The following is a 25489-nucleotide window of genomic DNA, read 5'->3' as shown; positions in this document are numbered from 1 at the left end:
GGTCGTCCAGCGCGCCCGGCGCCGTCGGTAGTCCGCTGCCGCCCGGCGCCTTCGGGAGTCCGGCGTCGCCCGGTGCGCCCGGTGTCGTGCCGCGGAACCGGTACGCTCCTTCGCCGTAGGCGCGTTCGGGCGCCGGAGCCGCCACGCCCGTGCGCCCTGGCATGCCCGACCCCACGCACGCCCCGGACGGCCCGCGGAGCCCGCACGCCACACTGTGTCGCGCGAGGTCCGCGCGAGCGTCCCGTACGTCTCCCCGCGACCGTCCGACGCCGAACCAGGAGCCCCGGCCACGTGACCCTCGTGAGCAGCCAGTCGCCGCACGCACCGTCGCCGCACGGGCAGTCGCCGCTGCACGCCGTGCAGGTGGTCGGCGGCGGCAGCGCGGGCAGCAGCGCGCATGTGCGGTCGCTCGCCGCCGGACTGGTCGCCAGGGGCGTGCGCGTGACCGTGTGCGCCCCCGTCGAGGCCGAACGCACCTACGACTTCACCGGGACCGGCGCCGCGCACGTCGCCGTGGACCGCAGCACCGATCCCTCCTCCGTCGCCGCGCTGCGCGCCGTCTGCGCCGACGCCGACCTGGTCCACGCCCACGGGCTGCACGCCGGGCTGCGGGCCTCCCTCGCGCTCGGCCGCAGGGTCCCGTTCGTCGTCACCTGGCACACCCGCGCGCACGCCGAGGGGCCCCGGGCGCACCTGCTGCGGCTGCTCGAACGGCGGGTCGCCAAGGCCGCGTCCGTGTTGCTCGGCACCTCCTCCGACCTGGTCGACCGGGCACGGTCGCGCGGCGCGAGGGACGCCCGGCTCGCCGCCGTCGCGCTCCCGTCGCCGGGCGGGGGCGCCGGTGGCGGCGACGGAGCGGGCCGCGAGGGCCGCGAGGGGCCGGACGGGCCCAAGGCGCGTGCCGAACTCGGCGCCACGGAACGGCCGTTGCTCCTCGCCGTCGGCGCACTCGAACGGCACCGCGGGCACGAGGTGCTGCTCGACGCCGTGCGGGTGTGGCAGGGCCACGATCCCGTGCCGTTGCTCGTGATCGCGGGGGAGGGGGCGCTGCGGCCGGAGTTGCAGCGGCGTATCGAGGCGGAGGAACTGCCGGTGCGGCTGCTGGGCAGCCGGGAGGACGTCCCGGAACTGCTCGCCGCGGCGGATCTGGCGTTACTGCCCAGCGGCTGGGAGTCGCGGTCGGTGTTCGCGCAGGAGGCGCTGCGGGCCGGGGTGCCGCTGGTGGCCACGGCGGTGGGCGGCACGCCGGAACTCGTCGGTGATGCCGCCGAGTTGGTGCCGTACGGGGACGCGGGGGCGCTCGGCGGCGCGGTGGTACGGCTGCTCGGTGACGCGGTGCGGCGGCAGTGGCTGGTCGAGCGGGGCGCGTGGCAGGCGGGGACCTGGCCGACGGAGGACGCGACGGTGGCGCACGTGCTGAGCGTGTACGACGAGCTGACGCAGCCGGTCCCGTTCGCCTGAGTGCCGTCCAGCCGGTCCCGTTCGCCCGAGTTCGCCCGAGCGCGGGGTCGCTCCGGAGGTCCGGCCGGGGATCGTGTGCCGTGGCCCGCCGCGCGCGGACGCCCCGCACCCCCCGAAGGCACGGGGCGCGGGGCGTGGCGTCGTCAGCCCCCGTACGCGCCCGACGCCGTCAGGCGCAGGGCAGTGTCGATGAGCGGTACGTGGCTGAAGGCCTGGGGGAAGTTGCCGACCTGGCGCTGCAGGCGCGGGTCCCACTCCTCGGCCAGCAGGCCGAGGTCGTTGCGCAGGGACAGCAGCTTCTCGAAGAGACGGCGGGCCTCGTCGACCCGGCCGATCATCGCCAGGTCGTCCGCCATCCAGAACGAGCAGGCCAGGAAGGCTCCCTCGTCGCCCGGCAGCCCGTCCACCCCCTCCTCGGAACCCGCGGTCGGGTACCGCAGGATGAAGCCGTCCGGCGTGGACAGCTCGCGCTGGATCGCCTCGATGGTGCCGATGACCCTCTTGTCGTCCGGCGGCAGGAAGCCCATCTGCGGAATCAGCAGCAGGGACGCGTCCAGCTCCTTGGAGCCGTAGGACTGCGTGAAGGTGTTGCGCTCCTTGTCGAAGCCCCGCTCGCACACGTCCCGGTGGATGTCGTCGCGCAGTTCCCGCCACCGCTCCAGCGGGCCGTCGGCGTCGCCGGACTCGATCAGCTTGATGGTGCGGTCGACCGCGACCCAGGCCATCACCTTGGAGTGCACGAAGTGGCGGCGCGGGCCGCGCACCTCCCAGATGCCCTCGTCGGGCTCGTCCCAGTGGTCCTCCAGGTAGCGGATCAGCCGGAGTTGGAGGACGGAGGCGTAGTCGTTGCGGGCCAGACCCGTCATGTGGCCCAGGTGCAGGGCCTCGGTGACCTCGCCGTAGACGTCGAGCTGGAGCTGGCTGGCGGCGCCGTTGCCGATGCGTACCGGCGCGGAGCGCTCGTAGCCCGGCAGCCAGTCCAGCTCCGCCTCGCCGAGCTCGCGCTCGCCGGCGATGCCGTACATGATCTGCAGGTTCTCCGGGTCGCCGGCGACCGCGCGCAGCAGCCACTCGCGCCAGGCGCGGGCCTCCTCGCGGTAGCCGGTGCGCAGCAGCGAGGAGAGCGTGATCGCGGCGTCGCGCAGCCAGGTGTAGCGGTAGTCCCAGTTGCGCACGCCGCCGAGGTGCTCGGGCAGCGAGGTGGTGGGCGCCGCGACGATGCCGCCGGTCGGGGCGTACGTCAGGGCCTTCAGCGTGATCAGGGAGCGGACCACGGCCTCGCGGTAGGGGCCGTGGTACGTACAGTGCCCGACCCACTCGCGCCAGAACTCCTCGGTGGCCTCCAGCGACTGCTCCGGCTCGGGCAGCGGCGGCGGCTCCTTGTGCGAGGGCTGCCAGGAGACGGTGAAGGCGATGCGGTCGCCGGGCGCGACGGTGAAGTCGTTGTACGTGGTCAGCGACTTGCCGTAGGTCTCGGCCTCGGTGTCGAACCACACCGAGTCGGGCCCGGCGACGGCGACGGTGCGGCCCTCGTGCTTGTGCACCCACGGGGTGATCCGCCCGTAGGAGAACCGCATGCGCAGTACCGACCGCATGGGGACGCGGCCGGTGACGCCCTCGACGATCCGCACGAGCTGCGGGGCGCCGTCGCGCGGGGGCATGAAATCGGTCACTCTGACCGTTCCGCGTGGCGTGTCCCACTCGGATTCCAGGACGAGTGACTCGCCGCGGTAGCTCCGGCGGGTCGCCGTCGGCGGTTCCGCCTCGGGGGCGTGGGCCGGCCCGAGGCGCCAGAAGCCGTGCTCCTCTGTGCCGAGCAGCCCCGCGAAGACGGCGTGGGAGTCGAAGCGGGGCAGGCACAGCCAGTCCACTGTGCCGTCCCGGCAGACCAGTGCGGCGGTCTGCATGTCTCCGATGAGTGCGTAGTCTTCGATACGCCCGGCCACGTGCAACTCCAGTCGAACGGCCACGTCGCCCCGCAGGGGGCGGTCGCTCTTTGCGGTCAAGGGGTCGGTGTGAGATGTCGTTGTGCACCGACCCGTTCGGGAAATATGCGGTAAATGTGCGGTCGATGTTCAACGGGCCGACGAGCGTGAGTGTTCCGGTGGCAGGCGGGGGTGTGCCGTTTTCCGGGCCGCTCGGCAGCGAGTGTCCGAGCAGGATACGACGCACCCGGGTGGTGCGCGTGCCGCTCCGGGCAACGCGGGTGACTCGAACGAGTGAGCATCGGGTGAGAAGCGTGGAGGGGTGGCGTGTCCGTGGTGACACGTGCGCGGAGCGTGGCCGAAAGCGCTCTCCGTAAATGTCCGAAGACGGTGCGGAACCGGACGCTCCGGGCGCCCCGAAGACGGTCCGAAGTCGGCCCGAAGTCGGTCCGAGGGCGGTCCGAAAACGACCAGAAGGCGGTCCGTCGGCTTTCCGGAGGGACCCGGGGAGCACCCCGCCCGCGCATCCCGCACACCTCGCCCGAGCGGACGCCGGGAGCGGCCGCTCCCGGTCGCTGTTACGCTGGTAGCCCGTGGACCGGTGGACTTAAGAACCCCCGAACCGCAGCGACGGCGCCCCCGGAAACCTCCGGGCCCTCCACGCCGCTCCGCACTCCAGACCGCGACCACGGGAGCCCCCTCTTGGCCATGCCGCCCGCCGCTTTCCGCAACAGCACAGCCACGACGACGAAGCACATCTTCGTCACCGGGGGTGTCGCCTCCTCGCTCGGCAAGGGGCTGACCGCCTCCAGCCTCGGCATGCTGCTCAAGGCCCGGGGCCTGCGGGTCGTGATGCAGAAGCTCGACCCCTACCTGAACGTCGACCCGGGCACGATGAACCCCTTCCAGCACGGTGAGGTGTTCGTCACCAACGACGGCGCCGAGACCGACCTGGACATCGGCCACTACGAGCGGTTCCTCGACCGCGACCTGGACGGCTCCGCCAACGTCACCACCGGCCAGGTGTACTCCACCGTCATCGCCAAGGAGCGGCGCGGCGAGTACCTGGGCGACACGGTGCAGGTCATCCCGCACATCACCAACGAGATCAAGCACCGCATCCGGCGCATGGCCACCGACGAGGTGGACGTCGTCATCACCGAGGTCGGCGGCACCGTCGGCGACATCGAGTCGCTGCCCTTCCTGGAGACCGTCCGCCAGGTCCGCCACGAGGTGGGCCGCGACAACGTCTTCGTCGTCCACATCTCCCTGCTGCCGTACATCGGCCCCTCCGGCGAGCTGAAGACCAAGCCGACCCAGCACTCGGTAGCCGCCCTGCGCAACATCGGCATCCAGCCGGACGCGATCGTGCTGCGCTGCGACCGCGAGGTGCCCACCGCCATCAAGCGGAAGATCTCGCTGATGTGCGACGTCGACGAGGCCGCCGTGGTCGCCTGCCCCGACGCCCGCTCGATCTACGACATCCCCAAGACCGTGCACGGCGAGGGCCTGGACGCCTATGTCGTCCGCAAGCTGGACCTGCCGTTCCGCGACGTGGACTGGAGGACGTGGGACGACCTGCTCGACCGCGTCCACAACCCCGACCACGAGATCACCCTCGCCCTGGTCGGCAAGTACATCGACCTGCCCGACGCCTACCTCTCGGTCACCGAGGCGCTGCGCGCCGGCGGCTTCGCCAACAAGGCCCGCGTGAAGATCAAGTGGGTCACCTCAGACGACTGCAAGACCCCGGCCGGCGCCGCCCGCGAGCTCGGCGACGTCGACGCGATCTGCATCCCGGGCGGCTTCGGTGAGCGTGGTGTGACCGGCAAGGTCGGCGCCATCCAGTACGCCCGCGAGCAGCGCATCCCGCTGCTCGGTCTCTGCCTCGGCCTGCAGTGCGTCGTGATCGAGGCCGCGCGCAACCTGGCCGGCGTGGAGGACGCCAACTCCACCGAGTTCGACCCGGCCACCACCCACCCGGTCATCTCCACCATGGCCGAGCAGCTCGACATCGTCGCCGGCGAGGGCGACATGGGCGGCACCATGCGGCTGGGCATGTACCCGGCCAAGCTCGCCGAGGGCTCGATCGTGCGCGAGGTGTACGACGGCAAGGAGTACGTGGAGGAGCGCCACCGCCACCGCTACGAGGTGAACAACACCTACCGCGCGGAGCTGGAGAAGAAGGCCGGCCTGCTGTTCTCCGGCACCTCCCCGGACGGCAAGCTCGTGGAGTACCTGGAATACCCGCGCGAGGTCCACCCGTACCTGGTGGCCACGCAGGCCCACCCGGAGCTGCGCTCCCGCCCGACCCGCCCGCACCCGCTCTTCGCCGGGCTGGTCAAGGCGGCGGTCGAGCGGAAGACGGCGAAGTAGGCGGAAGGCCGTCGCCGCGTACGACGGTTGTACGGTGGCCGGGGTGCCGGCCGGCGGATCCCCCGAGGTCCGGCGGACGCGCACCCCGGTTTCACGTACACGGGGCTCATGTGGCTCAGAGGGCGCGACAGGCCCACGTGGCCGGCGCGGTTCATGTGGCTCACTGGGGAAGGACAGGCATGACGATCAAGGACGCCGCCGCGGAGTGGGAGATCAGGGGCACCGAGACCCCCTTCCGCGGCAACAAGACCTCCGTCCGCACCGACGAGGTGGTCATGCCCGACGGGTCGGTCGCGCGCCGGGACTACCAGGTGCACCCGGGCTCGGTGGCCGTCCTGGCACTGGACGACGAGGACCGCGTCCTGGTGCTGCGCCAGTACCGCCACCCGGTGCGGCAGAAGCTGTGGGAGATCCCGGCCGGACTGCTCGACGTCCCCGGCGAGAACCCGCTGCACGCCGCCCAGCGCGAGCTGTACGAGGAGGCACACGTCAAGGCGGAGGACTGGCGGGTCCTCGCCGACGTGTACACCACCCCCGGCGGCTGCGACGAGGCCGTGCGGATCTTCCTCGCCCGTGACCTGTCCGAGGCGGAGGGGGAGCGCTTCGAGGTCGAGCACGAGGAGGCCGACATGGAGCTGGCCCGGGTGCCGGTGGCGGAGCTGGTGCGCGGGGTGCTCGCCGGTGAGCTGCACAACAACTGCCTCGTGGTGGGCGCGCTGTCGCTGGTGGCGGCGCGGAACGGGGACGGCCTGGACGCCCTGCGCCCGGCACTGGCCCCATGGCCGGCCCGCCCGTTCGAGGCCTGAGAGGCTTCAGGGGCCGGTGTGACCGGGGAGGCCTGACGGTATCTCACGTCCCGCCGGTCTCTCTCAAGTCCTACGATCGCCTGATCCGATCGGGCGACAGGTGTGGCCTGCCGTTCGGCTCCGCCGGGAACGTCACGATGCGTCAACTAGGCTTCGAGGACGACCCGTGCGGAGTGCGGCGGGTCCGCGCGCAGTGGGACGGGAGCGTGACCCGTGACGGATCAGGCGGTGGACACCGACGGCAGCGGACTGCCCGGATTGCCCGGCCCCGCGCCGGACACCGCACCCACCGGCCGTCGGCCTCCCGCCGGCCGGTCCGACGACAACAGGTCCGACGACAACAGGTCCGACGGCAGTCGGTCCTCCGGCAGTCGGTCCTCCGTCGCCCGGTCCGACGACAGCCGGCCCAGGGACAGCCGCTCCGACGACATCCGGTCCTCCGTCGCCCGGCTCCACGACCTTCCGGCCCCCGGCGGTGAGCCCTCCGGACACGAGCTCTCCGGCCGCGAACCCTCCGGCCACGAGGTTCCCGGCCACGAAGTCCCGGAAGGTGATTTCCTCGGCCGCGCACACGAGTTGCGCGAACTGCGCGCCGACATCGCCCGGGCCGGCCTCGACACCCTCTCCGGCCGCAAGGCCCCGCGCGCCCGGGTGCTGCTCATCGCCGGGCGCCCCGGGCAGGGCCGTACCGCACTCGCCGAGGAACTGCTGCGCCGGGTGGCGGACCGCTACGAGGACGGGGTGCTCCGCGCCCGCCTGAGCGAACCCGACGGCACCCCCGTCCCCACCGAGCGCACCGCCCGCCACCTGCTCTCCGCGCTCGGCCGGCCAGTGCCGCCCGGGGCCGACGAGGACGAACTCAGTCATCTGCTGCGCGAGGCCCTCTCCGAGCGGCGCGTACTGCTCCTGCTGGACGACGCGGCCGGCGCCGAACAGGTCGACGCGCTGTTGCCGGACAGCCCCGACTGCCTCGTCGTCGCCGTCTCCCGGGGACCGCTGACCGGCATCTCCGACGTCCGCCCCTGCACGGTCGGCGGCCTGGACACCGCGTCCGCGGTGGCGCTGCTCGCCCGCCGCACCGGCGCCGTCCGCGTCACCGTCGACCCGCGCGCCGCCGAGCAGCTCGCCGAGGCATGCGGCGGGCAGCCCGCCGCGCTGGTCCTCGCGGGGGGCTGGCTGGCCGCCCGCCCCAAGGCCGCCGTCGCCGACGTCACCCGGCACCTGAACGCCGACACCGAGGGCGGCGCACCGCTCGGCACCCCCTTCGGTACCCCGCTCGCCAAGGTGTTCCGGCTCGCGTACGCCGGACTGCCCGCCCCCGCCCGTCGCATGCTGCGGCTGCTCGCCCTCGTCCCCGCCGTCCCGGCCGACCCGCAGACCGCCGCCGCGCTGGCCGGCTGCTCGGTGGAGGCCGCCCGCGCCGTCCTCGACAGTTGCGTCGACGCCGGGTTCCTGCACCGCCTGCCCACGCCGCTGCCGCAGTACGAGGTCCCGGGCTGCCTCCAGCCCCTGCTGCGCGCCCGCGCCGAGGCCGAGGACCGCCCCGGCGAGCTGCGGCTGGCCCGCGCCCGGATGCTGGAGCGCACGCTGCGCCTGCTGCAGTCCTGCCGGGCGGTGACCGAGACCGACAGCCCCCGCGCGCGGGAGAAACTGCTGAACACCCCGCCCGCGCTGCGCTTCCCCGACCCGCGCGCCGCCGCCGACTGGCTGCGCGCCCGGCAGCCCGCGCTGCTGGCCGCCGCCCGGCTCGCTGTCGACGACGGCGAACTGGACACCCTGGCCCGGCGGCTGATGTCGCAGCTCGTGCGGGCCATGGTGGCGCACTTCGGCACCCGGGCCGCGGCACCCGAGCTGTACGGCATCCACCGGCTCGTCCTCGAGGTCGCCGAGCGCCGCGACCTGCCCCGGGAGCGGGCGGCGGCGCTGCTCAACCTCGCCGACCTGGACGTCCGGGCCGGCCGTACCCGTGATGCGCTGGCCCGCTACCGGGCCGCGCTGGACGCCGGGCGCGAGGCGGGCGACCCGTACGCCACCGGCCGCGCGACGGAATCCGTGGGCGCCGCCCACCTGGAACTGGGGGACCCCGACCGGGCCGCCGACTGGTTCGGGCGGGCACTCGCCGAGCGGCTCGCCCGGGACGAACGGGCGGACGCCGCGCGGCTGCACGGCCGGATCGGCGGGGCGCACGCCCGCGCGGGACGGTACGCGGAGGCGATGCGTTCCTGGCGGTCCGCGGTCACGGGGTACCGGCGGGCCGGCGACGTCGTCGCGCAGGCGCGGGCGCTGGGGGAACTGGCCGGGGCGCAGGAGGCCGCCGGGCACGCGGACGAGGCGCTGGAGACCTGCCGGCAGGCGGTCGAACTGGCCCGGCACGCGGAGGACGGGGAGTTGCAGGCCGACCTGCACACCCGGCTCGCCGAGACCCTGGAACGCACGGGGGATCCGGCGGGCGCCCGGCTGCACCGGGGCGCGGCCGCGCGGCTGCGCGGGGCCGTGCCGCCGACGGAGTCGAGCGCCACCGACGGGCGAGGATAAGGGAGTGCGCCGGAAACACCTGCGAAATCCGTAGTGCATCCGCAGAAGATTTGGCCTTTGGAAGGCTGGACAGAGGGAACACCTTCATTAGACTGATTTGGCCGCGCCACTCGCGCGGTCTGCCCCGGTGTGCTCGCATGCGTCCGGGTATGTAGTCATTGACGTTTCCTGCGAACCAAGGACCGTGATCGACGTGAAGGTCGGTATTCCCCGCGAGGTCAAGAACAACGAGTTCCGCGTGGCCATCACCCCGGCCGGTGTGCACGAGCTCGTTCGAGGGGGTCACCAGGTCGTGGTGGAGCGGGGCGCCGGCCTCGGCTCCTCCATCACGGACGACGAGTACACCGCCGCCGGCGCCCGCATCCTGGACACCCCCGACGAGGTGTGGGCCACGGCCGACCTGCTGCTGAAGGTCAAGGAGCCGGTCGCCGAGGAGTACCACCGCCTGCGCAAGGACCAGATCCTCTTCACCTATCTGCACCTGGCCGCGTCCAAGGAGTGCACCGACGCCCTGCTGGAGTCGGGCACCACCGCCATCGCCTACGAGACCGTCGAACTGCCCGGCCGCACGCTGCCGCTGCTCGCGCCCATGTCCGAGGTGGCCGGCCGGCTCGCCCCGCAGGTCGGCGCCTACCACCTGATGCGCGCGGGCGGCGGGCGCGGTGTGCTGCCCGGGGGCGTTCCCGGGGTGCCCGCAGGGCGGGCCGTCGTCATCGGCGGCGGCGTCTCCGGCTGGAACGCGGCCCAGATCGCGATCGGAATGGGCTTCCACGTGACCCTGCTCGACAAGGACATCCGCAAGCTCCGCGAGGCCGACAAGATCTTCGGCACGCGGATCCAGACGGTCGTCTCCAACGCCTTCGAGCTGGAGCGGGCGTGCCTGGAGGCCGACCTCGTCATCGGCGCGGTGCTCATCCCGGGCGCCAAGGCGCCGAAACTGGTCACCAACGAGCTGGTGTCCCGGATGAAGCCCGGCAGTGTCCTTGTCGACATCGCGATCGACCAGGGCGGCTGCTTCGAGGACTCCCGCCCCACCACGCACGCCGAACCGACCTTCCCGGTCCACGACTCGGTGTTCTACTGCGTCGCCAACATGCCCGGCGCCGTCCCCAACACCTCCACCTACGCGCTGACCAACGCCACCCTGCCGTACATCGTGGAACTGGCCGGCCGGGGCTGGGTGGAGGCGCTGCGCCGCGACCCCGCGCTCGCCATGGGGCTCAACGCCCATGACGGCAAGGTGGTTTACAGGGAGGTCGCCGAGGCGCACGGTCTGGAGCACGTGGAGCTGTCCACCCTGCTCGGCTGAGCCGCGGGGTGGGTCGCGGTGCCCGAAGGACGCGACCGTCCCGTACAAGTCGCCTGCGCCACAAGGCGACAGGTCAACATATGCGGTCAACGACGCGCACCCGGCCGGACCTTGTCGACAAGGTCCGGCCGGGTGTGTGTATGGTCACTTTGCGACGCTCGTTCAACTCGTCGCAAAAACAACCGTTCTACCGATTCGCGCACGGGACGAATCCGGCATTCGGCGGCTGTACGCCCTCTGTACGCCCTTGACAGCGGGGTGTTTCATTGCCGACACAACGGGCCGGGTCCGGCGGATTGTGTTGCTGCGGACGGCCGACACGCCATAGAGTCGCCAACCGTCGGCATGGTGCCACGCTGACCTGTCTGTAAGTTTCCTGGTCACCAAGGAGGTAAGACGACTTGTGAACGAGTCGACATTCACTCCCGGGGGTGGTCAACCAGGAATGCCTGCGCGGGACTCCGGCTCCGCCAGGCCCGAGGCTGTCGGCTCCGTCGCTGTCCGTACCTTCGCAGCCCACCAGAGCCACAACCCCCACATGGCTCCGACAGCACCCCAGAGCATGGATGGCCCACACGTGAACGCCATGGCCGGCGACAGCAGGGGCGAGGTGCACAATCACTTCGCCGACTACGACGAACTGCCCGACGGGCACTTCTACGACCCCGACGCGGAGTACGAGCCCGACCCCGAGTACGCGGCCACGCTCGCGCCCGACGCGGCCCGCCAGCGGCGCGAACGCATCGGCCCGACCGGGCGCCCGCTGCCGTACTTCCCCATCCCGGGCCCGCTCACCGACCACGGCCCCGCGAAGATCATCGCGATGTGCAACCAGAAGGGCGGCGTCGGCAAGACCACGTCGACCATCAACCTGGGTGCCGCGCTCGCGGAGTACGGACGCCGGGTGCTGCTCGTCGACTTCGACCCGCAGGGCGCGCTGTCCGTGGGGCTCGGGGTCAACCCGATGGAACTCGACCTCACGGTCTACAACCTGCTCATGGAGCGGGGCATGGCCGCGGACGAGGTGCTGCTGAAGACGGCGGTCCCCAACATGGACCTGCTGCCCAGCAACATCGACCTGTCGGCGGCCGAGGTGCAGCTCGTGTCGGAGGTGGCGCGCGAGTCGACGCTGCAGCGCGCGCTCAAGCCGCTGCTGGCCGACTACGACTACATCGTCATCGACTGCCAGCCCTCGCTCGGCCTGCTCACGGTCAACGCGCTCACCGCCGCGCACAAGGTGATCGTGCCGCTGGAGTGCGAGTTCTTCGCACTGCGCGGCGTCGCGCTGCTGACCGAGACGATCGAGAAGGTCCAGGAGCGGCTCAACCCCGAGCTGGAGCTCGACGGCATCCTCGCCACGATGTACGACTCGCGCACGGTGCACAGCCGCGAGGTGCTGGCCCGGGTGGTCGAGGCGTTCGACGACCACGTGTACCACACGGTCATCGGGCGTACGGTCCGCTTCCCGGAGACCACGGTCGCCGGTGAGCCGATCACCACGTACGCCTCCAACTCCGTCGGTGCCGCCGCCTATCGCCAGCTCGCCAGGGAGGTGCTCGCCCGGTGTCACGCCGAGTGAGTCTGCCGGGGGCCGACGAACTGTTCCGTACGACAGGGGGGATGGCGCTCCAGGCGTCCAGCCCCCGGCGCCAGACCAACGGCGAGGCCCGGGTGCCGGCCCCCGCGTCGGAGGGCGACGCGGCCGCGGCCGCCGCCGAGGACACCCCGGTCTCGGTGCCCGTGCGCGGGGGTGACGGGGAGGGTGACGAGCACGTCGCCGCGGACTCCGGTGCCGGGAACGGCGAGTCGCGCGGGGCGCGGTCACCGGGCGGGGCGGGCACGGGCGCCGAGGCGCCGCGACGGCCGGCCGGACCGGAGAGCGCGGGCGGGCCCGCCGCCGCCCAGCCGCGCCGGCGCGGACGGGGCGCGAACCGGCGGCCCAGCGGACGGGAACGGCACGACGAGAAGATCACGGTCTATGTCTCCGCCGAGGAACTGATGGACCTGGAGCACGCGCGCCTGGTGCTGCGCGGCGAACACGGGCTCGCCGTGGACCGCGGCCGCATCGTCCGCGAGGCCGTCGCCGTGGTCCTGGCCGACCTGGAACAGCGCGGGGACGCGAGCATCCTGGTACGGCGGCTGCGGGGCCGGTAGTCCCGGCTCGTGGGCGGCGGAAGGTAGCCTTCGACCGCTATGACCCCGTACGACACCCCTCGCGGCCGCCGCCGCGCCCTGGGCCAGGGCCCGCCGACGCCCGGCGGCCCCCCGTCGGCCGACCCCGAGACGCCGCCGGCCGAGACCCCGTCGCCCGAACCGGCCGCCGGTATAGCGCCCGCGGCGGACGTGATGGACGCGGTGGACGTGGCGCCCGCGGCGGACGCGCCACCGCCGCCGGAGGAGTTGCGCGCGGACCCGACGCCGGCTCCGGAGGCCCCGCGCCCCTCGCGGCCGGATCCGGCCGACGTCTCCGAGGCGTCGGCCCCGGCCCCGGCACAGCGCCGGTCACCGGACACCGCCGGGCGGCGGGACGGGAACCAGGGCGACCAGGAGAACCGGGCCGACCGCACCAACCGGGACGCACCGGAGGCGGGGCGGGAAGCCGCCGCGTCCGACGGTGTGTTCACCGTGCGGTTGGTGAACTTCGAGGGGCCCTTCGATCTGCTGCTGCAGCTCATCTCACGGCACAAGCTGGACGTCACCGAGGTCGCCCTGTCCAAGGTGACCGACGAGTTCATGGCCCACATCCGCGGCATGGGGACCGACTGGGACCTGGACCGGACGACCGAGTTCCTCGTCGTGGCAGCGACCCTGCTCGACCTGAAGGCGGCCCGGCTGCTGCCGACCGCCGAGGTCGAGGACGAGGCCGACCTCGCACTGCTGGAGGCGCGCGACCTGCTGTTCGCGCGGCTCCTCCAGTACCGCGCGTACAAGCAGATCGCCGGCATCCTCCACGGGCGGGCCGAGGCGGAGACCCGCCGCTACCCCCGTACCGTCGGCCTCGAACCGCACCACGCCGAGCTGCTCCCCGACGTCGTCATCAGCATCGGGCCCGAGGGGTTCGCCCGGCTCGCGGTCAAGGCGATGCAGCCCAAGCCCAGGCCGCAGGTCTACGTCGACCACATCCACGCCCCGCTGGTGAGCGTCCGCGAGCAGGCGGACGTCGTCGTGGCCCGGCTCCGGGAACTCGGCGAGGCGAGCTTCCGCGTCCTCGTCGAGGACATCGACGACACCCTGACCGTGGTGGCCCGCTTCCTGGCCCTCCTCGAGCTGTACCGCGAGAAGGCCGTCGTGCTGGAACAGGAGAGCGCCCTCGGCGAACTCCTGGTCCGCTGGACCGGTGGGGACGACGGCCGGCAGCCCGCCGTCACGGACGAGTTCGACCGCCCGCCCGAGCGGCGACCGGAGGAGGAGAACCCGGCTGGGAACCCGGCGGACAATGCGAAGAAGGAGGAGAAGACATGAGCGAGCGGACCACCGGGGGACCGGAGAGGGGCCTCGACCCGGACCTCGACCCCGTCGCCGGGCTGGACCTCAAGCCCGCCCTGGAAGCCGTCCTCATGGTCGTCGACGAGCCCGCCACCGAGGCGCACCTCGCCAAGATCCTCCAGCGGCCGCGCCGGCGGATCGCCGACGCCCTGCGCGAACTGGCCGACGAGTACACCGCCCAGGGCCGCGGCTTCGAACTGCGCTTCGTCGCGGGCGGCTGGCGCTTCTACACCCGCGCCGACTACGCCCCGGCCGTCGAACGCTTCGTCCTGGACGGGCAGCAGGCCCGGCTCACGCAGGCGGCGCTGGAGACCCTCGCGGTCGTCGCCTACCGTCAGCCGGTCAGCCGCAGCCGCGTCTCCGCCGTGCGCGGGGTCAACTGCGACGGCGTCATGCGGACCCTCCTCCAGCGCGGGCTGGTCGAGGAGGCGGGCACGGAACCCGAAACAGGTGCGATCCTGTACGTGACGACGAACTACTTCCTGGAGCGGATGGGCCTGCGCGGCCTGGACGAACTTCCGGAGCTCGCGCCCTTCCTCCCGGAGGCGGAGGCGATCGAGGCCGACACCCAGGAGGGCGTACCGTCGTTCGACCCGGACGCGCCGGACACGGACGACGACCGCGCCCCGGACCCCACGAACCACACGCACACGACGACGACGGAACTTTGATGCGAAGCAGCGGCAGCGGCAGCGGCAACGGCAAGAGCGGCGGACGCGGTAACCACCGCGGTGCCGGCAACAACAGGGACGACAAGCAGGGGCAGGGTCGCCCCCGCAGGCCCCGCCCCGAGGAGCGCCGTTACGACGTCGGTCCCGGCGCGACCAAGGACGGCCCGAAGGCCGGCCGCGGTGACTCCGCGCGGGGCGCGGGAGCGCGCGGCGGGGCCAAGGGCGGCCCCCGGCAGCCCCAGCAGGGGGGCGGCACCGGCCGGGGGCGCACGGCACCGGCCCGCTCCCGCGAGTACGACGCCCGCGCCGAGGAGCGCAACCGCGACCGGTACGCCGGCAAGCCGGACGTGAAGCCGCCGAAGACCTTCCCCGGCGCCGAGCAGGAGGGGGAGCGGCTGCAGAAGGTCCTCGCCCGCGCCGGATACGGCTCCCGCCGCGCCTGCGAGGAGCTGATCGAGGACGCCCGCGTCGAGGTCAACGGCGAGATCGTGCTGGAGCAGGGCAAGCGGGTCGACCCCGAGCGGGACGAGATCAAGGTCGACGGGCTCACCGTCGCCACGCAGTCGTACCAGTTCTTCTCCCTCAACAAGCCCGCCGGTGTGGTCTCCACGATGGAGGACCCCGACGGCCGGCAGTGCCTCGGGGACTACGTCACCAACCGCGAGACCCGGCTGTTCCACGTCGGCCGGCTCGACACCGAGACCGAGGGCGTCATCCTGCTCACCAACCACGGTGAGCTGGCCCACCGGCTGACCCACCCGCGCTACGGCGTGCGCAAGACCTACCTCGCGCACATCGTCGGCCCGATCCCGCGCGACCTCGGCAAGCGGCTCAAGGACGGCATCCAGCTGGAGGACGGGTACGCGCGCGCGGACCACTTCCGGGTGGTCGAGCAGACCGGCAAGAACTACCTCGTCGAGGTCACCCTGCACGAGGGCCGCAAGCACATCGTGCGGCGGATGCTGGCGGAGGCGGGCTTCCCGGTCGACAAGCTCGTCCGCACCGCCTTCGGCCCGATCACCCTGGGCGACCAGAAGTCCGGCTGGCTGCGCCGGCTGTCCAACACGGAGGTCGGCATGCTGATGCAGGAGGTCGAGCTGTAGGGCGCGCCCGAGCCCGGGGCGCCGCCCCCTCGTACCGTCTCGCCAGACGGGCGCCGGGACCCCGGCGCCCGCCCTGCTGGCTACGCTGGGCGTACAGCATCTGTACGCACGCCGTAGGCGACACCAGCGAGGAGCAGCACGTGGCGGTACGAGCGGTCCGGGGCGCCGTCCAGCTCGAGCGGGACGAGGCCGGGCACATGAGTGAGCAGGTCGGCGAGCTGCTCACCACGCTGATGGAGCGGAACGGTCTCACCGCCGAGGACCTGATCAGCATCTGGTTCACGGCCACGCCCGACCTGCACAGCGACTTCCCGGCGGTCGCCGCCCGCAAGCTCGGCGTCGTCGACGTGCCCTTGATCTGCGCACAGGAGCTCGACGTCGAGGGCGCCATGCCCCGGGTCGTGCGGATACTCGCGCACGTCGAGACCGACCGGCCCCGCGCCGGCCTCGCGCACGTCTACCTCGGCGCCGCGGCCGCCCTGCGCAAGGACATCGCCCAGTGAGAACCGCACTCGTCCTCGGCACCGGGCTGATCGGCACCTCGGCCGCGCTCGCGCTGGCGCAGCGCGGCGTCATCGTGCACCTCGCCGACCGCGACCCCGAGCAGGCCCGCACGGCCGCCGCGCTCGGCGCCGGCACCGACGAGGCCCCCGAGGGACCCGTGGACCTGGTGCTCGTGGCGGCCCCGCCCGCCCATGTCGCCACCGTGCTCGCCGACGCGATGCGGCGCGGTCTCGGTTACGGCTACCTCGACGTGGCCAGCGTCAAGGTCGGCCCGCGCCGCGAGCTGGAGGCACTCGGCCTCGGCGAGGAACCGCTCGCCCGCTACCTGGGCACCCACCCCATGTCCGGCCGCGAGAAGTCCGGGCCGCTGGCCGCCACCGGTGACCTCTTCGAGGGCCGCCCCTGGGTGCTCACCCCCACCCGGGACACCGACACCGAGGTGCTCAACCTCGCCCTCGAACTGGTCTCGCACTGCCGCGCCGTCCCCGTCGTCATGGACGCCGACGCCCACGACCGCGCCGTCGCCCTCGTCTCGCACATGCCCCACCTGGTGTCCAGCATGGTCGCCGCCCGGCTCCAGCACGCCGAGGAGAGCGCCGTACGGCTGTGCGGGCAGGGCATCCGCGACGTGACCCGCATCGCCGCCTCCGACCCCCGGATGTGGATCGACATCCTCTCCGCGAACCCGGGCCCCGTCGCCGACCTGCTCACCGACGTCGCCGCCGACCTCGACGAGACCGTACGGGCCCTGCGCGCCCTGCAGTCCTCCGACGACGACAAGCGCAGCGAGGGCGCCGGCGGCATCGAGACCATGCTGCGGCGCGGAAACGCCGGACAGATCCGGGTCCCCGGCAAGCACGGCAGCGCCCCGCGGGCCTACGAGGTCGTCGCCGTGCTCATCGACGACCAGCCGGGCCAGCTCGCCCGCATCTTCGCCGACGCGGGCGTGGCCGGCGTCAACATCGAGGACGTGCGCATCGAGCACGCCACGGGACAGCAGGCCGGTCACGTCCAGCTCATGGTGGAGCCGAGCCGCGCCCCGGTCCTCACCGCGGCGCTGCGCGAACGGGGCTGGGCCCTCCGGCAGTGAGCCGCCGGAGGGCTGTCGGAGGGGTGTCCGTGAGCCAGTAACCTTGTGCGGGGCGCCCTCGCGTCCCGCACCACCCTTCACCCACCACCCTTCACCTGGAAGGTGTCCCCACCGTGGAAAGCGTCCCGGCAGTGATTGTCGCCATCGACGGCCCCTCCGGCACGGGCAAGTCGAGCACGTCGAAGGCCGTGGCCGCACAGCTCGGCCTGAGCTACCTGGACACCGGAGCCCAGTACCGGGCGATCACCTGGTGGATGGTGACCAACGGCATCGACATAGACGACGCGTCGGCGATCGCCGACGCCGCCGGCAAGCCCGAGATCGTTTCCGGCACCGCCCCCGAGCGGCCGACGATCACGGTCGACGGCACCGACGTGTCCGGCCCGATCCGCACCCAGGAGGTCACCGCCAAGGTCAGCGCCGTCAGCGCGGTGCCCGAGGTGCGCGCCCGGATCACCGAGCTGCAGCGCTCCCTCGCCGCGGCCGCCGAGCGGGGCATCGTCGTCGAGGGCCGCGACATCGGCACGACCGTCCTGCCCGACGCCGACCTGAAGATCTTCCTCACCGCCTCCCCCGAGGCGCGTGCCGCCCGCCGCTCCGGCGAGCTCAAGGGCGCCGACGTCAATGCCACCCGCGAGGCCCTGATCAAGCGGGACGCCGCCGACTCCGGCCGCAAGACCTCCCCGCTGGCCAAGGCGGACGACGCGGTCGAGGTGGACACCACCGAGCTGACCCTGCAGCAGGTCGTCGAGTGCGTCGTCACCCTCGTCGAGGAGAAGCGGGCGGCCAAGTGAGCCGTCCGTCCGGGCCCGCGGCGGGCCTCCCCTCGGAGCGCGGCGCGGAAGTGGGCCGGCGTATCGGCGTGGGCCTGATGTACGGGCTGTGGCGGCCGCGGGTCCTGGGTGCCTGGCGGGTGCCCGCCAACGGCCCGCTGATCCTCGCCGTGAACCACACGCACAACGTCGACGGCCCCATGGTCATGGGCGTGGCCCCCCGGCCGACGCACTTCCTGATCAAGAAGGAGGCGTTCGCCGGCCCGCTGGACCCCTTCCTCACCGGCATCGGCCAGGTCAAGGTGGACCGGAACGGCGTCGACCGCACGGCGATCACCCGCGCCCTCGGCGTCCTGGAGCAGGGCGGTGTCCTCGGGATATTCCCCGAGGGCACCCGCGGCGAGGGCGACTTCGCCTCGCTGCGCGCCGGGCTCGCCTACTTCGCGGTGCGCGCCGGCGCCCCGGTCGTCCCGGTCGCGGTACTGGGAAGCTCCGAGCGGCGCGGACGGTTGATAAAGGGGCTGCCCCCGCTGCGCTCCCGCGTCGACGTCGTCTTCGGGGAGCCCTTCGACGCCGGTGACGGAAGCGGGCGGCGCACGCGAGCGGCGCTGGACGCGGCGACCGTACGCATCCAGAAGCAGCTCACCGCCCACCTGGAAAACGCCAGGCGCCTCACCGGGCGCTCGGACACACTCGAGTAGTGGATCCGCCCCCACCCGGGGCGGGCCACCGATCACCACGATGAACGACGAGGTACGCACTTCATGAACGACCACATCCCCTCCGGCGGCTCGGGCGAGGAGCACGAGCACGGAGCGCTTGGCGACGCCGAATACGCGGCGTTCATGGAGCTCGCCGCGGTAGAGGGCTTCGACGTCGAGGACGTCGAGGGCGCTCTGGAGGAGGCCGGACACGGCCCGCTCCCCGTGCTCGCCGTCGTCGGCCGCCCCAATGTCGGCAAGTCGACCCTGGTGAACCGGATCATCGGCCGCCGCGAGGCGGTCGTCGAGGACAAGCCCGGCGTCACCCGCGACCGGGTCACCTACGAGGCCGAGTGGGCCGGCCGCCGCTTCAAGGTCGTCGACACCGGCGGCTGGGAGCAGGACGTTCTCGGCATCGACGCCTCCGTGGCCGCGCAGGCCGAGTACGCGATCGAGGCCGCCGACGCGGTCGTGTTCGTCGTCGACGCCAAGGTCGGCGCCACCGACACCGACGAGGCCGTCGTCCGGCTGCTGCGCAAGGCCGGCAAGCCGGTGGTGCTGTGCGCCAACAAGGTCGACGGCCAGAGTGGCGAGGCCGACGCCAGCTACCTGTGGTCGCTCGGCCTCGGCGAGCCGCACCCGGTCTCGGCGCTCCACGGCCGCGGCACCGGCGACATGCTGGACAAGGTCCTGGAGGCGCTGCCCGAGGCGCCCCGCGAGAACTTCGGCGGGACCGGGCTCGGCGGGCCGCGCCGCATCGCGCTCATCGGCCGGCCCAACGTCGGCAAGTCCTCGCTGCTGAACAAGGTGGCGGGCGAGGAGCGCGTCGTCGTCAACGAACTGGCGGGCACCACCCGCGACCCGGTCGACGAGCTGATCGAACTCGGCGGCGTGACCTGGAAGTTCGTCGACACGGCGGGCATCCGTAAGCGGGTCCACCTCCAGCAGGGCGCCGACTACTACGCCTCGCTGCGCACCGCGGCCGCGGTGGAGAAGGCGGAGGTCGCGGTCATCCTGCTCGACGCCTCCGAGAACATCTCCGTCCAGGACCAGCGGATCGTCACCATGGCCGTCGAGGCGGGCCGCGCGGTCGTCCTGGCGTTCAACAAGTGGGACACGCTCGACGAGGAGCGCCGTTACTACCTGGAGCGGGAGATCGAGACGGAGCTCGGCCAGGTCGCCTGGGCGCCGCGGGTCAACGTCTCGGCGCGCACCGGGCGGCACATGGAGAGGCTGGTCCCCGCGATCGAGACCGCGCTGGCCGGTTGGGAGACCCGGGTGCCGACCGGGCGGCTCAACGCCTTCCTCGGCGAGCTGGTCGCCGCCCATCCGCACCCCGTCCGGGGCGGCAAGCAGCCGCGCATCCTCTTCGGCACGCAGGCCGGCACCAAGCCGCCGCGGTTCGTGCTGTTCGCCTCCGGGTTCATCGAGGCGGGCTACCGGCGGTTCATCGAGCGCCGGCTGCGGGAGGAGTTCGCCTTCGAGGGCACGCCGATCCACATCTCGGTGCGGGTGCGGGAGAAGCGCGGCGCGAAGAAGAAGTGACCTGTCGGGCGGGCGGCGGGCGGGACTTCCCGGCCGCCGCCCGCCTGCGTGTCAGGTCGCCCGGCGGGGGGCCGGGGGCAGGGCCGCGGGGACGTGGTGCATGCCGGTGCCGTGCCGATGGGCGCCGGGCTGCCAGACCGCGGTGCCGGAGTGCGTCTGCTGCGCGGTGGCCCGGCGTGCGCCGTGCGCGCCGGCGCTGAACGCGCCGTACGCCCCGTGGACGGGGGAGTGGTAGGTGCCCGTGCGGTGGTGGAAGGTGTCGCCGAAGCCGTTGAAGCGGAACTCCTCCTCGCCCGTGCGGTCACCGGGCAGGGTCCGGTACGACCTGACGTACTCGGCGTACAGCGCGTCGTAGATCGGCGTGGCCGACGGGCCGCCGGGAGCGTCCTGCCCACTCCGGGGGGCCGGAACGGGGTGGAGGGCGGGGCGGTGGGGGGAGTCATATGCGTGCACGTAACTGCCAACGACGTGACGTGTCCGGAGGATGCGCCGATTTACCCCACTCCCACCCCAAGAGGGCAAACAAGGGCGCCCCGTCGAGGGGAACGGGGCGCCCTTCACCGGGGAGCGGGGCAGGCCCCCGCGGGCGGGGCGGGTCAGGTGCCGGCGAGGGGCAGCGCCGCCGCCACCAGCTTGCCCTCGGCCGCCGCCCGGTCCAGTGCCTCCCGCAGCAGGTCCTCCCGCGGCTGACGGCCGATGGACCCCACCGGTGCCGCGAACAGCAGCACCTGCTGGTGCTTGTTCGCCGCCGTCCGCCAGCCCTCCGTCACCTGCAACGGCTGGTGCGCCTGCCACCACGCCACCGGCGATCCGCCGGAGGGCCCCGGTTGCAGCACCGCGTGCAGCCGGCCCACCGCGAGCAGTACGGACCATCCGTGCAGTACCGGCGGCACCGTCTCGATCGCCGTGAGCGGCATGAAGCCCTGCTCGATGAGGAGCGGCAGGAAGTCGTCGCCCACGCCGGTGGCCCCGGGCCGCGCGATCGGCGCGGTCGGCTCGACGACCAGCGCCGGATGCAGCTCCCCGGCGATCAGAATGAGCCCGCTGGTGACCCCGAGCACCGCCTGCTCGGGCGCCGCCGCCCCCGGCGCCCGCACGGACTGACCGGCGTGGCCGGTCTGACCGGGGTGGCCGGTCTGACCGGGGTGGCCGGTCTGACCGGAGTGGCCGGTTCCCGCGTCCGCGGTGATGGAGCGGACGGCGCCCTGGAGCTGCTCCTCGGTGACCTTGACGACCTGCGAGGGCAGGCAGCCGGCGTGGGCGAAGGCGAGGACGGCGGTCTCCTCGCCGATGAACAGGACGGTGCTCGTGCGCTCCTGCTCGGAGTCGCCCGGGGTGCGGCACGACGTGCAGTCGTAACCGCCGGGGGCGTTCTCTCCGGCGAGCAGCCGTTCGGCCTCTTCGTCGCCGATCTCGGCGCGTACGTCGTCGCTGACATCGAGCATGCGCGGCACGGGTGGCTCCCTCGGGATGCGTGCGTGACGATGCCGGGTGGCCCCCGGCCATGAGTCGGGGTCCCGGCTCATGAAGAGCACAACGGAGGACCTGTGGCCGGAGTCACGCTCGACGGCGAACGGAATCGAACCAACCGACGCGCACGGTGAGAGCGCCGCCGGAATCTGTCACTCAACGTCAACTCGTCGTGGCGTCAAGGTGGTTGGGGCTATGAAGTGGCTCACAGGCCTGGTGGTCACGTGGTCGACAAATCAGGAAATCAGGCAATGAAGTGGGTGTCCGGAAATGGCCGCTACCGAGGGTAACGGTCAAGTGGCCTGCCCGGACGGGCCGACCGTTGCCGCCGGGCCCCCGCCGTCCCTACATTCCTCCGCCGTGTGCACCGAGCACCGCCCGGGCACGTCCGCCGGCCGGACCGCGACAGTGGTCCGGGGCACCACACCGGCGGACGGGGTGGCGCGCGACGACCGCGTACGACACGCGGGGCGCCGCGCACCGCCTGGGGGACCCCGGGTATGCCGAAAGGTAAATACATGTCCGCATGTGCCGACAACTCCCGTCCCGAGAAGGCCCGTACGGCGCCGTCCGCGTCGAACGAGCCGCGCGCTCCGCGTGCGTCACGTACGGCCCGTGGGGCCGCCGTCCTCGCCGGGGCGCTGCTCGCCCCGGCCGGACTGCTCGCCGCGGCCGGCGGTGCCGCCGCGGCCGACGGAGGGGTGTGGGACCGCATCGCCCAGTGCGAGAGCGGCGGCAACTGGCACATCAACACCGGCAACGGCTACTACGGCGGGCTCCAGTTCTCCGCCGGAACCTGGCGCGCGTACGGCGGCACCGCGTACGCCGCCACCGCCGCCGGGGCCTCGCGGGAGGCCCAGATCGCGGTGGCCACCAGGGTGCAGCGGGCGCAGGGCTGGGGCGCCTGGCCCGTCTGCTCGGCCCGCGCGGGAGCTGCAGGAAGCGCCCCCGCCGCCTCGGGCGGATCCAGCGGATCCAGCGGCACGAACGGATCGGGCGGCGCGAACGGCGTCTCGAACGGGTCCCGGCACCGGGCCGCGCCCGAGTCCGCCCCGTCCCGGCAGCCGGCACGGGTCGAACAGCCGGCGGCGCGGCACGCCGACCGCGGTGCCTCGCGCGGCGGACACGGCGGACACGGTGACTACACCGTCCGTGCCGGCGACACCCTCAGCGGCATCGCGCAGCGGCACGGCACCACCTGGCAGCGGCTGTACACCGCCAACAGGGACGTCATCGGCGCCGATCCCGACCTGATCGTCCCCGGCCAGTCGCTCGACCTCTGACCGGGCGGCCCCAAGGCCTCCCGCATCCGGGTCGGTCGACCTGAGCGGTCCCCCTCGGGAGCTCTCCGGAGCTCCCCGTTCTCCCCTGAGTTCTCCCGGACATCCGCCCCCTGCGGCCCCTGACGTTTGCACAGGGCAAAAGGTTCCTCGAGTCGGTTACCGATAGCGCATCCGTTCGGGAACAAGATGGTCAGGCACCCCAACCTCTTGCCGGGACGGCGGGTCTAACCATGCAGTAGGCGGACGAGCCAGGGGAACTCAGGGGATACAGGGGATTCAGGGACGCATGCATATTTCTTTCCTGCTGCACAACGCGTACGGCATCGGGGGAACGATCCGTACGACGTACAACCTTGCGAACACGCTCGCCGAGCAGCACGACGTGGAGATCGTTTCCGTCTTCCGCCACCGTGAGGATCCCGTCTTCGACCACGGCCCGGGGGTTCGAATACGTCACCTCGTCGATCTGCGCCCGGGCTCCGCCGACGCCGGCGACCCCGAGCGCCGACGTCCCGCCGAGGTCTTTCCGCACGCGGAGGGCCGCTACCACCAGTACAGCGCCCTCACCGACCGGCGCATCGCCGAGCACCTCGCCTCCGTCGAGGCCGACGTGGTGGTGGGCACCCGCCCGGGTCTCAACGTGCACCTCGCCCGGCAGACCCGGCGCGGCCCGCTGCGCGTCGGCCAGGAGCACCTCACCCTGGACACCCACTCGCCCCAACTGCGGCTCATGCTGCGGAGCGTGTACCCGAGGCTGGACGCGCTCACCACCACCACGGAGGCCGACGCCCGCTCCTACCGGCGCAAGATGCGGCTGCCGGGCGTCAGGCTCCAGGCCGTGCCCAACCCGGTGCCCGCGCCCGGCGTCGACCCGTCCGACGGCTCCGGCAAGTGGGTCGTGGCGGCCGGCCGGCTCGCCCCGGTCAAGCGGTACGACCTGCTCATCAAGGCGTTCGCCGCGGTCGTCGCCGAACGCCCCGACTGGCGGCTGCGGATCTACGGCAACGGCAAGCAGAAGGACAAGCTGCGCGCCCTGATCGACCGGCTCGGCCTGTACAACCACGTGTACCTGATGGGTCCCGCCCATCCCATCGACCCCGAGTGGGCCAAGGGCTCCCTCGCCGCGGTCACCTCCAGCATGGAGTCCTTCGGCATGACCATCGTCGAAGCCATGCGCTGCGGGCTGCCGGTGGTCGCCACCGACTGCCCCCTCGGCCCCGGCGAGATCATCTCCGACGGCGTCGACGGCCGCCTGGTGAAGGTGGGCGACGTCAAGGCGATCGCCGGCGGGCTGCTGGGCCTCATCAACGACGACGAGCTGCGGCAGCAGATGTCGCACGCCGCGCTCAAGAACTCCGCACGCTTCGACCCCGCGCGGATCGCCGAACGCTACGAGTCGCTCTTCACCGACCTCGGGGCCCGCACCGGCACCTCGGCGGGCGGCCGGATGCGCGGCTCCCTGCACCGTACGCGCGCGGCCCTGCTCGGCAGCGCCTACGCCGTCCGCGACGCCGGACACTCCGCCCTGCGGAAGGGACGCACCTCATGACGCGGCCGCCGGCCGACCAGCCCCTCAGAACACCGCAGCCCAAGGAGGACACCATCCTGCCCCCGCGCGCCGACTGCCTCGCCGACTCCGCCGGCGGTCTGACCTTCGACGTCCTGGACGGCGGTGGGAGCGGTCCCGCGCACCTTCTGCTGCTGTGCCGGAACGCCGAGGACGACGCGGTGCGGCTGCCGCTGACGCCGGTCGGACAGGGACGGCTGCGGGCGGTGCTGCCCGACGGCGTCGAACTGGCGGAGGGACGGTGGGACACGTACCTGCGAACCGGCGAGGAGGAGCCGCGCCGATTGGCCCCCGGTACCAACGATCTGCGGGCACTCGTCGACCGGTCGCCGAGCCCGGACGCGGCACGGATCGCGGTACGGATCCCGTACGTGACCAAGAACGGCAACCTCAGCGTGCGCAGCTGGCTGCGGGCGCCGCACGCGGAGGCGGGCGATCTCACCGTCGAGGAGGCACGGCTGACGGTGCGCGGCCGGCTCTACGGCACCGCGCTCGGGGAGGCGGCCCACGCCGAACTGCGTGAGGGGGACGAGGGCCCGGTGCTGCGCGTGGAGGTGACCGCGGACCCGTCGGTGCCGGGGGGCTTCTCCTGCACGGTGGACCACCGGACGCTGGCGGAGGGGACCTGGAAGTTCCGGCTGCGGCCCGCGGGGGAGGACGGCCCCAGGGTCCGCCTGTCCCGTCTCCTGGACGACGTCCCCGACAAGCACGACATCTTCCATTACCCGGGGACCGACTACCCCGGGGACTCACCGGCGCTGCGCATCCGCCCCGTCTACACCCCGTCCAACGAACTGACCCTCACGGTCACCCCGGTGTCGGTGTCGGCGTCCGCCTCGGCGTCGTAGGAGCCGCGCCCCACGCCCTGCGCCCCGCGCCCTCGA

General features: G+C 73.0%; 21 protein-coding genes. 18 read left to right on the top strand and 3 right to left on the bottom strand.

Going from position 1 to position 25489, the window contains the following annotated elements:
• The first annotated feature begins 291 nt into the window (after positions 1-291).
• Positions 292-1461, top strand: a complete 1170-nt coding sequence (locus QFZ64_RS08330; RefSeq protein ID WP_307063907.1) for a glycosyltransferase family 4 protein — start codon at positions 292-294, stop codon at positions 1459-1461.
• A 143-nt stretch (positions 1462-1604) separates the two neighbouring features.
• Here QFZ64_RS08330 and QFZ64_RS08325 read toward each other — a convergent pair whose 3' ends face one another.
• Positions 1605-3407: a glycoside hydrolase family 15 protein gene (locus QFZ64_RS08325; RefSeq protein ID WP_307071617.1), complete on the bottom strand. Its 1803-nt coding sequence runs from the start codon at positions 3405-3407 to the stop codon at positions 1605-1607.
• Positions 3408-4094: 687 nt separating this feature from the next.
• Between QFZ64_RS08325 and QFZ64_RS08320 the strand changes: the two genes are divergently transcribed.
• The 14 genes from QFZ64_RS08320 (at position 4095) to der (ending at position 20285) form a co-directional block, all read left to right on the top strand.
• Positions 4095-5762 carry a CTP synthase gene (locus tag QFZ64_RS08320; protein ID WP_307063905.1) on the top strand — a complete coding sequence of 556 codons (1668 nt, stop codon included), beginning with the start codon at positions 4095-4097 and terminating at the stop codon, positions 5760-5762.
• A 179-nt stretch (positions 5763-5941) separates the two neighbouring features.
• Positions 5942-6568: an NUDIX hydrolase gene (locus QFZ64_RS08315; RefSeq protein ID WP_307063902.1), complete on the top strand. Its 627-nt coding sequence runs from the start codon at positions 5942-5944 to the stop codon at positions 6566-6568.
• A gap of 213 nt (positions 6569-6781) precedes the next feature.
• Complete coding sequence (locus tag QFZ64_RS08310; RefSeq protein WP_307063900.1) at positions 6782-9103, top strand: tetratricopeptide repeat protein; 2322 nt, start codon at positions 6782-6784, stop codon at positions 9101-9103.
• A 184-nt stretch (positions 9104-9287) separates the two neighbouring features.
• On the top strand, positions 9288-10412 hold the full coding sequence (gene ald / locus QFZ64_RS08305; protein WP_307063898.1) for an alanine dehydrogenase: 1125 nt from the start codon (positions 9288-9290) through the stop codon (positions 10410-10412).
• Positions 10413-10857: 445 nt separating this feature from the next.
• Positions 10858-11991 (top strand): ParA family protein, encoded by a 1134-nt coding sequence (locus QFZ64_RS08300; RefSeq protein WP_307063896.1) that lies wholly within the window; start codon positions 10858-10860, stop codon positions 11989-11991.
• Positions 11976-12566: a hypothetical protein gene (locus QFZ64_RS08295; protein WP_307063894.1), complete on the top strand. Its 591-nt coding sequence runs from the start codon at positions 11976-11978 to the stop codon at positions 12564-12566. Before QFZ64_RS08300 ends, QFZ64_RS08295 begins: the two co-directional genes overlap by 16 nt.
• Before the next feature lie 39 nt (positions 12567-12605).
• A complete protein-coding gene (locus QFZ64_RS08290) occupies positions 12606-13874 on the top strand; it encodes a ScpA family protein (protein ID WP_307063892.1) in 1269 nt (422 codons plus the stop codon).
• Entirely contained in the window at positions 13871-14569 is a 699-nt protein-coding gene (gene scpB, locus QFZ64_RS08285) for an SMC-Scp complex subunit ScpB (protein WP_307063889.1), read from the top strand. The genes QFZ64_RS08290 and scpB overlap by 4 nt, the downstream gene beginning before the upstream one ends.
• Entirely contained in the window at positions 14569-15672 is a 1104-nt protein-coding gene (locus QFZ64_RS08280; protein ID WP_307063887.1) for a pseudouridine synthase, read from the top strand. The genes scpB and QFZ64_RS08280 overlap by 1 nt, the downstream gene beginning before the upstream one ends.
• A gap of 140 nt (positions 15673-15812) precedes the next feature.
• Positions 15813-16175 carry a chorismate mutase gene (gene aroH / locus QFZ64_RS08275; protein ID WP_307063885.1) on the top strand — a complete coding sequence of 121 codons (363 nt, stop codon included), beginning with the start codon at positions 15813-15815 and terminating at the stop codon, positions 16173-16175.
• On the top strand, positions 16172-17266 hold the full coding sequence (locus QFZ64_RS08270) for a prephenate dehydrogenase (RefSeq protein WP_307063883.1): 1095 nt from the start codon (positions 16172-16174) through the stop codon (positions 17264-17266). The genes aroH and QFZ64_RS08270 overlap by 4 nt, the downstream gene beginning before the upstream one ends.
• 113 nt (positions 17267-17379) lie before the next feature.
• Complete coding sequence (gene cmk, locus QFZ64_RS08265; RefSeq protein WP_307063880.1) at positions 17380-18060, top strand: (d)CMP kinase; 681 nt, start codon at positions 17380-17382, stop codon at positions 18058-18060.
• Positions 18018-18740, top strand: coding sequence for a 1-acyl-sn-glycerol-3-phosphate acyltransferase (locus QFZ64_RS08260; RefSeq protein ID WP_307063878.1), 723 nt, complete (start codon positions 18018-18020; stop codon positions 18738-18740). The genes cmk and QFZ64_RS08260 overlap by 43 nt, the downstream gene beginning before the upstream one ends.
• A 63-nt stretch (positions 18741-18803) precedes the next feature.
• Positions 18804-20285 (top strand): ribosome biogenesis GTPase Der, encoded by a 1482-nt coding sequence (gene der, locus QFZ64_RS08255; protein WP_307063876.1) that lies wholly within the window; start codon positions 18804-18806, stop codon positions 20283-20285.
• A 51-nt stretch (positions 20286-20336) separates the two neighbouring features.
• Here the strand turns inward: der and QFZ64_RS08250 are convergent, their stop codons facing one another.
• The gene (locus QFZ64_RS08250) at positions 20337-20738 is read right to left on the bottom strand and encodes a hypothetical protein (protein WP_307063874.1); all 402 of its coding nucleotides are present in this window, start codon (positions 20736-20738) and stop codon (positions 20337-20339) included.
• A gap of 143 nt (positions 20739-20881) precedes the next feature.
• Positions 20882-21739 (bottom strand): hypothetical protein, encoded by an 858-nt coding sequence (locus QFZ64_RS08245; protein ID WP_307063871.1) that lies wholly within the window; start codon positions 21737-21739, stop codon positions 20882-20884.
• 534 nt (positions 21740-22273) lie between these two features.
• Here QFZ64_RS08245 and QFZ64_RS08240 point away from each other — a divergent pair.
• The 3 genes from QFZ64_RS08240 (at position 22274) to QFZ64_RS08230 (ending at position 25453) form a co-directional block, all read left to right on the top strand.
• Entirely contained in the window at positions 22274-23038 is a 765-nt protein-coding gene (locus QFZ64_RS08240; RefSeq protein WP_307063869.1) for a transglycosylase family protein, read from the top strand.
• 286 nt (positions 23039-23324) lie between these two features.
• Positions 23325-24587 (top strand): glycosyltransferase family 4 protein, encoded by a 1263-nt coding sequence (locus tag QFZ64_RS08235; protein ID WP_307063867.1) that lies wholly within the window; start codon positions 23325-23327, stop codon positions 24585-24587.
• Complete coding sequence (locus tag QFZ64_RS08230) at positions 24584-25453, top strand: hypothetical protein (RefSeq protein ID WP_307063865.1); 870 nt, start codon at positions 24584-24586, stop codon at positions 25451-25453. The genes QFZ64_RS08235 and QFZ64_RS08230 overlap by 4 nt, the downstream gene beginning before the upstream one ends.
• Positions 25454-25489: the final 36 nt, after the last annotated feature.

The organism is Streptomyces sp. B3I8, assembly GCF_030816915.1.
In the GTDB taxonomy this organism is placed as follows: Bacteria; Actinomycetota; Actinomycetes; order Streptomycetales; family Streptomycetaceae; genus Streptomyces.
Note: the sequence above shows the minus strand (reverse complement) of the source record. Positions and strands in the feature narration are given on the sequence as shown.